Source organism: Natrialba chahannaoensis JCM 10990 (genome assembly GCF_000337135.1).
Taxonomy (GTDB): domain Archaea; phylum Halobacteriota; class Halobacteria; order Halobacteriales; family Natrialbaceae; genus Natrialba; species Natrialba chahannaoensis.
This window is the reverse complement of sequence record NZ_AOIN01000091.1, coordinates 19,286-31,709: the sequence shown is the minus strand read 5'-3', so window position 1 is coordinate 31,709 and position 12,424 is coordinate 19,286. Positions and strand designations below refer to the sequence as shown.

The window sequence follows — 12,424 nt, the reverse complement described above, 5'->3', positions numbered from 1 at the left end:
GTCCAGTATGCTGCGGGAGCGGTGTGCCCGCGCAGGTGTCGCTGGCCGGCATCGCAGAGACAGACAGCCTCCGAGGGGAGACGGAGAGGCTGAGAAAAGTCGCGGCGACCCCGACCGGCGAACACGTGCGCGGTGCGGACGGGGTCGAATCGACGGCGCGGTGCCGTCAGCGGTCCCGTCCACCACCACCAAGCAGTCCATTTCCAGTGAGATAGACACTGGAGATGGACGCAAGCACTCCCTTGCCGACAGCGATGGCTGCCGGATGGCGAGTGCACGGTGGCGTGGTCGGGATCATCGGAACGATCGATACGTTGAGCGGCAGTGACATAATCCTTTCTCAGGTGTGTTAATAGATTACAACGACAACTCTGTGTGTAGATAGACAAGTGTGTCCCTGTATGATCGGTATTGACACTCCGAGAACTTATCTTGTTGAATGAATATCATGCAGTATGAACGGTGCAGCATTACAGCGATTTTCGATGACCGTCCTCCTATTCGCAGGTGTGCTCGAAATCAGCGGTGGGCCCGGTAGAGAGTTTTCTCCGGTCATTATCCTCGTCGGCTTACTCATTGGGATTGTTGGGTTGTCCAATGAACTACAGTAGGCCACTGGAAGCCCACATACACCAGAACGCAAGAATATGATAAAGTCAGTGTGGACACAGTTCCAGTTGTTACGAGAATATCGGCCACGATGACGGATGCGTTTCTCAACCAATCCTCAGGATTTGACTCGTAATCGATAACAAATGGTGGTATTCCGTCGAGGCCAATATTCAAGGTCACGTGTTCGGACTGTACTGATAATGATCAAGTCGCGCGCAGTCGGGGTGGGATGGCGGTGAGTGAGCAACGCGAGGTGCTTGTAGGTAAAACGGCCGACGGCACGGATCTACACCTGCCGGTCGTCGAACTGCTGACCGGCCGCGGGTTCGTCACCGGCAAGTCTGGATCGGGAAAGTCGAACACCGCCTCCGTCATCGCGGAGGAGTTGCTCGAGGCTGGCTTCCCGCTGCTGATCGTCGACACCGACGGCGAGTACTACGGCCTCAAGGAAGAGTACGAAATGCTCCACGCCGGGGCCGACGAGGAGTGTGATATCCAGATCGGGCCCGAGCACGCCGAACAGATGGCGACCCTCGCCCTGGAGGAGAACGTCCCCGTCATCCTCGACGTTTCGGGCTATCTGGACGAGGACGTTGCAAACGAGCTGTTGCGCAAGATCGCCCGCCAGCTGTTCGTCAAGGAGAAGAAACTCAAGAAGCCATTCCTCCTCGTCGTCGAGGAGGTCCACGAGTACATCCCCGAGGGCGGCGGTGTCGGTGAAACCGGCAACCTCCTGATCAAGATCAGCAAGCGTGGCCGCAAGCACGGCCTCGGTATCCTCGGCATCAGCCAGCGCCCCGCCGACGTCAAGAAGGACTTCATCACGCAGGCGAACTGGCTCGTCTGGCACCGGCTGACCTGGGACAACGACACCAAGGTCGTCGGCCGGATTATCGACACCGAGTACTCGGAGATGGTCTCCGACCTCGACGACGGCCAGGCGTTCGTCCAGACTGACTGGACCGATATCGACGTCCGCAAGATCCAGTTCCGGCGCAAGCGCACTTTCGACGCCGGCGCGACGCCCGGTCTCGACGACTTCGAACGCCCCGAACTCAAGTCTGTCTCCGACGCCCTCGTCGGCGACTTACAGGACATCTCAGAGCGCAAGGACCGCGAACAGGACCGCATCCACGAACTCGAGAACGAACTCGAGAAGAAGGAGAAACGAATCGAGACCTTAGAGGACGAACTCGAGTCGGCCCGCGACGTCTCGAGTGCGGCAAAGCAGATGGCCGACGCGCTGAGCGGTCGGAGTACGGTGCAGACGCAACTCGGCGGCGGAAGCGATGAGGAGTTGCGGCGATTGCACGAAGAGGTGGTCGAACTGGAGGATGAACGGGATGAACTGGCGGACGAGCGAGATGCGTTGGAGACCGAGCGCGACGAGGTACGCAAGCAACTCGAGTCCCGCGAGGAACGCATCGAGTCACTCACGGGGACACTCGAGTCGCGGTCGGAAACGATAGAGCAGTTGCGGTCCCAGCGGGATCAGTTGCGCTCGCGAGTGCGAGAGCTGGAACGGGAGCTTCGGAGTGACGAAACTGTGTCTGATGGTGTCGCTGCTGATTCAGACACAGATTCCGCCGCTGAAACGGAGTCGTCGACTGACACGATCGTCCAGGCGGGCGGCACGCCGGTCGAACTCGGCTACGTGACAGTCGACAGCGAGGACGAGGCGGACGGCGATGCCCGTGACGACACCCACACCCGCTTCATCGTCGCCAACGGTCAGGACGAGTACGACCTGCGCGATGTCGTCACCCTCTTCGAGACCACCTGGATCGGCGATCGACTCCACCGTGCCAGCGAAGGTTCTCGCTGTACCGTCGAAACTGCCGCGCACGTTCTGGAGGTGCTCGCACGCGAGGGGGCACTCGAGACGGAGCAGATCGCGACCAAGGTTGACCGATCGACGGTGGCAGTCCAGAGCCTGCTTTCGGAGCTCCGGACGGAGTCGATCCTCGATCGCACGGACGTGCGGTCGTACGAACTCGAGGGACCAGTGCGGGCGAAGTTGCACGCGTTGGCGACGGACGAGTACGATGCAGAGCGTTCCGACGAGCAGACGGAACAGGGAAACGAGATCGTCGACAGAGACGACAGTGAGCAATCACAGGGGGGTCATGCACGAGACCAGCGAGAAACTCACTCCCACTGAAGCACGTCACTGACCCACTCGAGTGCAGCCGGATCAACGTGCTGGTGTACCGGCAGTGTCACGAGTTCGTGTCAGAGTCGCGTCGCCGTTTTGTAGTCGGGATCCCCGAGGACGCGACCAGCGAGTCGCGGCCAGGTGTGGACACCGCCGACGCCACGAGCAGTGATGGCGTGTCGCTGATCATCGATTCGGAAGCCAGCCCGATCTCCTTGTTATCAATACACACACCATACGCACATGGTCGCCAATGAGGGGCTTAGTGATGCAGCCGATACAGGCGACAGCGGTCGCGAAAGCCGATCTTACAGTGCTGGAGGCGGTCCTCGATCGTCGACCGTTGCCGCCTGCAGACCAGGCTTACAGCCGGCCAAGCGCTCGCATAACAAAGCCCAAACGCCGAAACATGTCACCCATGGACGATTCGACAGACGAACCTGGGCTTCGATTGCTGGTCGTCGGTCTCGACGCCGGCTGCCGACCGATTCTTCATCGACTGTTCGAAGACGGCCAGGTTCCGACGCTCCAGCAACTGTTCGAAGACAGCGCCAGCGGACCACTCGAGTCCCAGATTCCGCCGTGGACGGCTAGCGCTTGGCCGTCGATGTACACCGGGAAGAACCCCGGCAAACACGGTGTCTTCGACTTTCTCTCGTTCGATGGCTACGACTGGGACGTAGTGAACGCAACGCACGTGCGCGAACGGCCCGTCTGGGAACTGCTCTCCGACCACGACATCTCGAGTGTCGTCGTCAACATGCCAGTCACCCATCCCGCGGGGGAGTTCGACGGCGCGCTGATTCCGGGGATGACCGCACCTGAAGACCCTGACTGCCACCCGGAAGGGATACTCGAGGACGTGAAACTCGCCTGCGGTGACTACCGAATCTACCCGCAGAGCGGTCCCGAACCCGACCGATCGATCGAGGGCTACGAGCGAACGCTCGAACTCCGTGGGAAGGCGTTTCGCTACCTCTGTCGGCGGTTCGAACCCGGCTTTGGCTTCCTCCAGTTCCAGCTCACCGACTCCGTCTTCCACGAGCGCCCAGGCGACAAGAAGGCGATCGAGGCGGTCTACCGCGAGGTCGACAACCAACTCGCCGAAACGCTCGAGGAGACCGACCCCGACAACGTTCTGGTCGTCAGCGATCACGGGATGGGTCCTGTTTCCGGCCCCGAGTTCCGTGTCAACGAGTTCCTGCGCGACCAGGGCTATCTGGACGGCCAGAAGGGCGGCGAAGGAATGCCCAACTGGTCGACCGCCTGGCAGAACGATCTTCTCGAAGGCGAGGATGCCAGCGATCACGAGGCAGGCCCGGTAGAACGAGCGATGAACGCTGCCGCCAGGGTCGGGATTACAACGCAGCGAGTCGCCAACGCACTCGAGTACGTCGGGCTCAAGGAACCGATCGGTCGGCGGGTGCCAAACGACATGATCCGTGCGGCAAGCGAACAGGTGGACTTCCCGAATTCGATGGTCTACATGCGCTCGAAGAGCGAACTCGGGTTGCGGATCAACCTCGAGGGGCGCGAGCCGAACGGGCAGGTGCCGGCGACCGACTACGAACGGGTGCGAGATGAGGTGATCGACGCGCTGGCGGATGTACGAACGCCGGACGGTGAACCGATGTTCGATGCGGTCGCGCCACGGGAGGCCTACTTCGACGGCCCATACATCGAGCACGCACCGGATATCGTCACCGTCCCGGCAGACTTCGACACGGCCGTCGACGTTTCCCTCGGCCAGGCGCAGTTCGGCGAGCCGATGGAGCCGTGGAACCACAAGCAAACCGGTGTGGTCGCGGCGACGGGCGAGGCGTTCGACGAGCGTGCCGGCGTCGCGGATGCGACGATTCTCGATATCGCGCCGACGATCTGTTCGCTGTTCGACGTGCCCATCGACGCCGAGATGGACGGGACCGCACTCCCAGTGATCGAAGAGAGTTCGCGGACGGCGTATCCGGCCTACGAATCCGACCCGATCACTGTGACCGACGACAGGGCGGTCGAGGACCGCCTCTCGGACCTGGGGTACCTATGAGTCTCGAGGTCACCGAACTTGACCCGTGGCAGGACGCCGCAGAGTGGGACCGGTACGTCGAGCGCTCGGACGGGACGAACCCGTTCTTTCGGGCGGATGCGATTCGGTTACAGGCACAGGATACGGGGACGACGCCGCACCTGCTCGTCGGCTTCAAAGGTCAGGAGGCGGTCGGCATCTTCCCAATCTTCGAGTTCACCAGCGGGCCGGTTACGGGTGCGTTCTCGCCAGCCCCGCAGTCGTGGTCGTGTTACCTCGGCCCCGCGCTGTTGAACGTCGACAAGCTCAAACAGCGCAAAGCTGACCAGCGGATCGAGCGCTTTCTCGAGGGCTGCTTCGAGTGGCTTGAAACCGAACTCTCGCCGCTGTACACGCGGTTCGTCGCAGCCGAGTTCGCCGACGTTCGCCCGTTCGTCTGGAACGAGTTCGACGTGGAGCCGGAGTACACCTACATCGTCGACCTCGAGGGTTCGGAAGACGATCTCCTCGACCGGTTCAGCAGCGATGCACGGAGCAACATTCGAAACGCCGACGAGGACGCCTACACCATCGAGGAGGGCGACACCGACGAGGTCGAACGAATCGTCGACCAGGTCGCCGCCCGCTACGAGAACCAAGGTCGTGCGTTCCACCTCAGCCCCGACTTCGCCCGGTCACTGCACCGGGCGCTTCCCGACGGCTCGATCCGCCCTTACGTCTGTCTCGTCGACGGCGAGTTCCTTGGCGGCATCCTCGTCGTCGAATCCGAGACGACCCGCTACCGGTGGCAGGGCGGTGTGAGGCCCGATGCGGACACTACCATCTCCACCGATCTCGACATCAACGATCTCCTCGATTGGCACGTCATGCGCGATGGCCTCCGGGACGGACTCGAGTACTACGATCTCGTCGGGGCAGGTGTACCGAGCATCAACCGCTACAAGGCAAAGTTCAATCCCCGGCTAGTAACGAACTACGTGATCACGTCGGGGGCGTTCGGGTTCGATCTGGTGGTGGATCGATATCGGAAGTACCGGTGATCGCCGCTCAACCGCCGTTACTCGACGATTTGGTACTTCGACTGTCGCGCATCCTGCAAACAGACCCGACTGTCGACCTGCTCTGCCTTCTCTAGTTTGCCGAGCGCGTACCGAACCGTCCGCGAGCACAGCCGCGACTCCGCGGCGAGTTCCTCCTGGGTGAGCGAGCCCTCGTACTCGAGTACCTTGTAGACGAGTTTGGCGCTTGGGGGGAGGCCGGTGAGGGCGGTGTTCGGGTGCGGTTCGGATTCGGGTTTGGATTCGGAATCAAGTTCCGGCTCTGGGTCTTGTTCTGGTTCGGGTTCGGGTTCGGAGTCTGTAGCACTCATAGTCAACTATCTTGGCGTACCGTGGGGCACTTCTATACCGTTTCGACGGTTCAGAATCATAGGGTTGTGCTAACCGAAAGTTGGCCCTCCGTTCTTCGCAGATAAACGATCGATGCCAGTAGTTTGTGGAGTGAGCGCTGTTAACCACAACATAGTAAGGCGCTGGATCGCGTCATGATCGGTATGTTCGGAACGAGTGGCATCCGCGGGACGGTCGGCGAGGAGGTAACGGCAGACCTTGCACTCGCCGTCGGCCGAGCGGTTGCCTCGGATGGGTACGAGACGGTCGTCCTCGGACGAGATGTCCGCGAGAGCGGCGTGTTGCTAGCTGACGCGGTTGCGGCCGGCTTGCGGGAGTGCGGTGCGGACGTTATCGAGGTCGGAGTCGCGGCGACGCCGACCGTCGCTCGCGCGATCGATCACCTCGATGCGGACGCCGGCATCGTCGTGACGGCCTCGCACAACCCGGAGACAGACAACGGTCTCAAACTCTGGACGCCTTCTGGGAAGGCGTTCGGTCCCGACCAGCGCGATGAAATCGAACGCCGAATCCTGGAGTCTGACTACGATCTCGCCGCCTGGGACGAACTCGGCACGCGCCGTCAGTACGAGGATGCGACCGAACTCCACGCAGCACAGCTCGAATTAGCGGTCTCCATCGAGGGCACCCCGCACGTGATCGTCGACATCGGCAACGGAGCCGGCGGAATCACCGCCTCCGTCCTCGACGACCTCGGCTGCATCGTCGAAACGCTGAACGGCCAGCCCGACGGCTCGTTCCCTGGTCGGCCGAGCGAGCCGAACGCGGAGACACTCGAGTCCCTTGCCGCGATGGTCGAGCACACCGGTGCGGATCTCGGAATTGGCCATGACGGCGACGCGGATCGGATGATGGCGATCGACGAGACGGGGACGTTCGTCCCGAAGGATGCGTTGCTCGCCCTGTTCGCGCGCAAAGCGGCGAGCGACGGGGAGCGGGTCGCCGCGCCGGTCGATACAAGTCTCGCAGTCGACGACGCGCTCGCAGCCGTTGGCGCGTCAGTCACGCGGACGCAGGTCGGTGACGTCTACGTCGCGGAGCGAGCGACCGAGGGCGACGTGACTTTCGGCGGCGAACCCAGCGGGGCCTGGATCTGGCCAGCGGAGACGCTCTGTCCCGACGGCCCGCTCGCGGCCTGCAAGCTGGTGGAGTTCGTCGATACAGTGGGGCCGCTTTCCAAACTCGCGGGTGAGATCGAGCAGTATCCGATCCGCCGCACGTCGATCGAGGTGGCCGAGAAGGAAGCGGTGATGGCGGCCGTACAGGAGCGCGTGACCGAGGCCTACGATGATGTGGACACGCTGGACGGAGTCCGCGTGGAAACGGACGAGGGCTGGTTCTTGCTCCGTGCGAGTGGGACGGAGCCGCTCGTCCGGGTGACGGCCGAGGCCCGCTCTGCAGCGGCCGCAGAGCGCGTCTTCGACGAGGCACAGGCACTAGTCGAGGGGGCGATTGACGGGGTCGAGGTAGTCGACCAGTAGCGGGACAGCGGTGTGTTCGGGCGGTTCTCGGCCTGCCGGCTCGGCTGACTCTCCTGGTATTTGCCTCGCTCGGCCTGACGTCTCGTTTTGGGGTTGAGTGGGAACCGTGCTGAGAGTGGAGAGTATGGAGTGTGAAACGGCGGTGAGAGACGAGAGTGTGAACTGAGAAAGGGGGGAAAGGAAACAGTGGTGGAAGGGAGGGAGGAGGAAGCGAGAAAATGAAAGGGGACGGTGGACCGTCCATCAGACGGAAGTGGGAAGTCGATGAGCACGAGCCTCCCAACCGGATGGTGGGACGGGAACGCAGACGGGCGATCCTGCCACGGAGTCGAAACTTCTGGCGTATGCTCGCGTTTTTCGACGTATTTGTGCGTCTAGCGCTGCTCTTTGGGGATGAAATCGGAGGTCTTCATCTCGCGGTACGTCGCACAGTCGGGGCAGGCGTGGACAACGTCGCGATTGTCACCAAAGACACGGGCGAACTGACGGGTGACCTGGTTGCCGCAGTTGACACAGCGGGGGGAGCTCGTTTGCTGGCGAGACGTCATCGGCGTCCACTTCGCATCAGTTGGTTCCGTCGACATCATCAGGCCGTAGCCACAGAACGGTATTTAATATAGACCGCATAACTCGAGTTCTATACGGTCGTGCCGGCGTTTATGCCGAATTTACCCGGTTCCACGTAGTTGTGGAAATCGACACTGTAACCAGTTCTACGTCGCGAAATTCAATATTTCCTGAAGGTAATAGCTCGTTTCACCGGGTGATTTTGACGGAATTTCTCGATCAGCCGATGTTCGTTGGACCCACTCGCCGATCGAGTCACCGTCGGGTCCAGAGTAGTCGTACACGACACCCGACCAAACGATTTTATCACCCAATCGGAACGACTTGCGGCCAGCACAACGACGACACGACGGACGTATCGCCCATCCCGCCTCTCGTGAACGGTTTTTTCTCGCGCTCCGTTCGTGCGATTAGATCCTGTATATTTAACCCCTGCATCGCCGTAGGTCAGCGTCATGAAAGCAGTCGTTCTCGCAGCGGGAGAGGGCACCAGGATTCGGCCGCTCTCCGGATCTGTCCCGAAACCGATGTTGCCAGTCGCCGACCGACCGCTTGTCGCACACACCGTCGACGCCGCGATCGACGCCGGGGCCGAGGAACTCGTCCTCGTCGTGGGCTACGAGGCCGACACCGTCAGAGAATATTTCGAGGACAGCTATCGTGGCGTCCCGGTCACCTACGCCATTCAGGAGGGGCAGGACGGCACCGCGGATGCCGTCAACGCCGCCAGCGAACACCTCGATGGTCCCTTCGCGGTCCTCAACGGCGACAATCTCTACGACCCCGCTGCGATCGACGCGCTCTTTGACGCCTGTCCGGCTGTCTGTGCCGTCGAGGTCGAGAACCCAAGCAACTACGGCGTACTGAGTACCGAGGACGACACCATCGTCGACATTGTCGAGAAACCCGCCGAGCCGCCGACGAATCTCGCCAATGCCGGCGCGTACGCCTTCCCAGAGCGCGCCCGCGAGTGGCTCGAGGTCCCCACAAGCGAACGTGGTGAACACGAGATCACGGACGTGCTCGCCCGCGTCATCGACGAGTTTGCGGTCACACCGGTCACGACCGACCGCTGGATGGACGTTGGCCGTCCGTGGGAACTCCTCGAGGCCAACGAGTGGAAGCTCGGCGAGCTCGACCGGCGCATCGAGGGTGAGGTCAGCGACGCGGCCCAACTTGAGGGCGATGTCGTCGTCGAGGAGGGTGCAACGGTGAAGCCGGGAGTCGTGATCGAGGGTCCGGCACTGGTTCGCTCGGGTGCGACGGTTGGGCCAAACGCGTACGTCCGTGGTGCCACGCTCGTCGACGAGGATGCGTCGGTCGGCAACGCGGTCGAGATCAAAAACAGCGTCCTCTCTCGTGGAACATCTGTCAGCCACCTCTCCTACGTCGGCGACAGCGTGCTCGGCCGTAACGTCAACTTCGGTGCGGGGACGACGGTTGCCAATCTCCGCCACGACGACGAGGCGATCAAGTTCACCGTCAAGGGCGAACGGATTTCGACGGGACGCCGGAAGTTCGGCGTCGTCGCCGGCGACGAGGTCAAGACGGGGATCAATACGAGTCTGACACCTGGGCTAAAACTCGACGCCGGTGCGACGTCAAAGCCCGGTGAAGTAGTCGAGCGGGATCGGTAAGGCGAATCTGTTTCTCCTTCGAACACTAATTAGATCACTGAAACTGCCACAACCACCGAAGCCGACGCTCCCAGGGGCCGATTTTATGAACCTGCTTCGGCTAGTCACAGTGGAGGAGTGCCGGTCAGTACCACACCGTTGCTCGATCGCCGCTCTTCCAGCCGACTCGAGTTCGACATCGTTCGAGTGCGGGTCTCGATCACCCGGCGCTGCACGGAGCTGGGGCTACGGGGGTGGCCTCGGCTCCGGTGGCGATCGGTTTCTGCGAGACCGTCCCAACGCACGACAGTCAAACGAACCAGTGAACCAGCGCCCCGCCTACTCGACGGTGACGCTCTTGGCGAGGTTGCGCGGCTTGTCGATCGGCCGATCGAGCAACTCCGCTGCGTGATAGGAGACAAGCTGAAGTTGCACGTTCGCGAGTAGCCCCGCCAGTTCGTCGTCAGTGTCAGGAATCTCGAGATGCTCGTCTGCGACCTCGACTGCGCGGTGTCCCTCAGGGCAGACTGCGATGACCGGCGCACCGCGTGTCTGAGCTTCCTCGGCGTTTTTCAGCGTCTTCTCGTCCTCTTCGCCGGTGAAGACCGCAAACACCGGCGTATCGGGTGTCACCAGCGCGAGCGGGCCATGCTTGAGTTCGCCCGAGGCAAAGCCCTCCGCGTGCTCGTAGGTAATCTCCTTGAATTTGAGCGCGCCCTCGAGTGCGACCGGATAGCCGAGACCGCGGCCGATGAAGAAGTACGACTGGCTGCCCTGGTACTGGCGCGCAATGTGTGCGGCGTCGTCGGTGGCGAGTAAGTCCTCGAGTTGGCTCGGCATCTGGGCCAGATCGGGGAGGAGCGACTGCAGGTCTGCCGGGGGCTCGCCGCGGGAGTCGGCGGCGATCCGCTGGGCGAGCAGCGTGAGCATGACGGCCTGCGAGGAGAACGTCTTGGTTGCAGCGACGCCGATTTCGGGGCCGGCGCGAATGAACAGCGTCTCGTCGGCTTCGCGGGCGGCGGTCGAGCCGACGACGTTCGTGACGGTGAGTGTGTCGGCACCCGCGGCGGTTGCCTGCCGGAGGGCACTCAGGGTGTCTGCCGTCTCGCCGCTTTGGGAAACCGCGATCACGAGCGTGTCGTCGTCGACCGGCGGTGCCGTCACGCTGTACTCGTTTGCGAGCAGCGCCGTCGCGCGGATGCCGGCCTGGTTCAGCGCAAGCGAGCCGTACAGAGCCGCGTGGTAGGAGGTACCGCACGCGATGAGCTGCACGTTTTCGACGCCGTCGAACGTTCCCGGTGGGAAGTCCTCCAGCGCGATTCGTCCGTTAGTGGGGTCGATCCGCCCCTCGATGGCCTGGGCGAGTGCAGTTGGCTGTTCGTGGATCTCCTTCAGCATGAAGTGATCGTACTCTCCCTTGCCGGCCTGCTCAGGGTCCCACTCAACCGTCTCGAGGTCGCGCGAGATCGAATCGCCCGCGAGATCGGTGAACTCGACACCCGCTTCGTCGATGATCGCCACGTCGCCGTCCTCTAGATAGGCGACAGTGTCGGTGTACTCGAGAAACGCCGGCACGTCGCTGGCGAGGAAGAACTCATCGTCCTCGACGCCGACGACGAGCGGGGACCCCTTGCGGGCCGCGTAGAGGACGTGTTCCCCGTCGAGCATCGCAGTCACGGCGTAGCTCCCCTCGAGTTCGTCGATGGCGCGCCGGAAGGCAGCTTCACTCTCCATTCCCTCGTCGAGGTGGTGCTGGATGAGGTGGGGGATGACTTCGGTGTCGGTGTCGCTCGTGAACTCGTGGCCGCGTGCGCGGAGCCAGTCTTTGAGTTCGGCGTAGTTCTCGATGATGCCGTTGTGGACGACGGCGACGTCTTCGGTGCCGTCGGTGTGTGGATGGGCGTTTTCGTCGGTCGGCGGCCCGTGGGTAGACCAGCGGGTGTGGCCGATGCCGACGTTACCCTCGATATGTTTGTCTCCGATCGAATTCTTTAGCTCCTCGACCTTGCCAGAGCGTTTCTGGACGGCGATGCCAGCGCCGTTCTGGACGGCGATTCCGGCGGAGTCGTAGCCGCGATACTCGAGATTCTCCAGGCCGGTCAGGAGCGTATCCAGTGCGTCGTCGGTGCCGACGTGGCCGATAATTCCACACATTAGTCGATCACTCTTTTCATCTTCAGCGAGTGCGTGGCTGCGTCGAACGGTTCCTGACTGTCTCCGGTCTCGTGAGCATCGCAGACATCGAGGGACTGAGACCGGGAGTCGGACCGGACACAGGACCGAGACTGAACGGTCGATCGGCGGCGGATCGATCGACCATCCGTCGCGGCCCGGCGGGCGTTGAAACGGTGTGCGGACATGGTTGCTTCTCAAGCAAGCCGAACCCATTACTATAGATTGACTACTGAACGGCCCCCAGACACAGTTGCTGCCAGTTCCTCGCTACACCGTCCACAGCGTCGTAGCCTCGATCGTTCTACGTTCGTGAACGATTTCCTGAGAATCGTTCTCTTCGCACCCAATCGCTCCGAACATCCGCACCAAATCCTCACAATTTCAGG

Annotated in this window: 8 protein-coding genes; 5 read left to right on the top strand and 3 right to left on the bottom strand. The window is 62.1% G+C overall.

Features of this window, described 5'->3' with window-relative positions:
* The first annotated feature begins 841 nt into the window (after positions 1-841).
* The 3 genes from C482_RS16085 (at position 842) to C482_RS16075 (ending at position 5,830) form a co-directional block, all read left to right on the top strand.
* The gene (locus C482_RS16085; RefSeq protein ID WP_006168808.1) at positions 842-2,773 is read left to right on the top strand and encodes a helicase HerA domain-containing protein; all 1,932 of its coding nucleotides are present in this window, start codon (positions 842-844) and stop codon (positions 2,771-2,773) included.
* 412 nt (positions 2,774-3,185) lie between these two features.
* Positions 3,186-4,811, top strand: a complete 1,626-nt coding sequence (locus C482_RS16080; RefSeq protein ID WP_006168807.1) for an alkaline phosphatase family protein — start codon at positions 3,186-3,188, stop codon at positions 4,809-4,811.
* Entirely contained in the window at positions 4,808-5,830 is a 1,023-nt protein-coding gene (locus C482_RS16075; protein ID WP_006168806.1) for a lipid II:glycine glycyltransferase FemX, read from the top strand. The genes C482_RS16080 and C482_RS16075 overlap by 4 nt, the downstream gene beginning before the upstream one ends.
* 17 nt (positions 5,831-5,847) lie before the next feature.
* Here the strand turns inward: C482_RS16075 and C482_RS16070 are convergent, their stop codons facing one another.
* Positions 5,848-6,159 carry a hypothetical protein gene (locus tag C482_RS16070; RefSeq protein WP_006168805.1) on the bottom strand — a complete coding sequence of 104 codons (312 nt, stop codon included), beginning with the start codon at positions 6,157-6,159 and terminating at the stop codon, positions 5,848-5,850.
* Between the two features lie 183 nt (positions 6,160-6,342).
* Between C482_RS16070 and glmM the strand changes: the two genes are divergently transcribed.
* Positions 6,343-7,680 carry a phosphoglucosamine mutase gene (gene glmM / locus C482_RS16065; protein ID WP_049896894.1) on the top strand — a complete coding sequence of 446 codons (1,338 nt, stop codon included), beginning with the start codon at positions 6,343-6,345 and terminating at the stop codon, positions 7,678-7,680.
* Positions 7,681-8,054: 374 nt separating this feature from the next.
* Here glmM and C482_RS16060 read toward each other — a convergent pair whose 3' ends face one another.
* Positions 8,055-8,264: a DUF7563 family protein gene (locus tag C482_RS16060; protein WP_049896893.1), complete on the bottom strand. Its 210-nt coding sequence runs from the start codon at positions 8,262-8,264 to the stop codon at positions 8,055-8,057.
* Positions 8,265-8,702: 438 nt separating this feature from the next.
* Between C482_RS16060 and glmU the strand changes: the two genes are divergently transcribed.
* A complete protein-coding gene (gene glmU, locus C482_RS16055) occupies positions 8,703-9,884 on the top strand; it encodes a bifunctional sugar-1-phosphate nucleotidylyltransferase/acetyltransferase (protein WP_006168802.1) in 1,182 nt (393 codons plus the stop codon).
* Positions 9,885-10,202: 318 nt separating this feature from the next.
* Here glmU and glmS read toward each other — a convergent pair whose 3' ends face one another.
* Positions 10,203-12,017 (bottom strand): glutamine--fructose-6-phosphate transaminase (isomerizing), encoded by a 1,815-nt coding sequence (glmS, locus tag C482_RS16050; RefSeq protein WP_006168801.1) that lies wholly within the window; start codon positions 12,015-12,017, stop codon positions 10,203-10,205.
* Positions 12,018-12,424 lie beyond the last annotated feature (407 nt).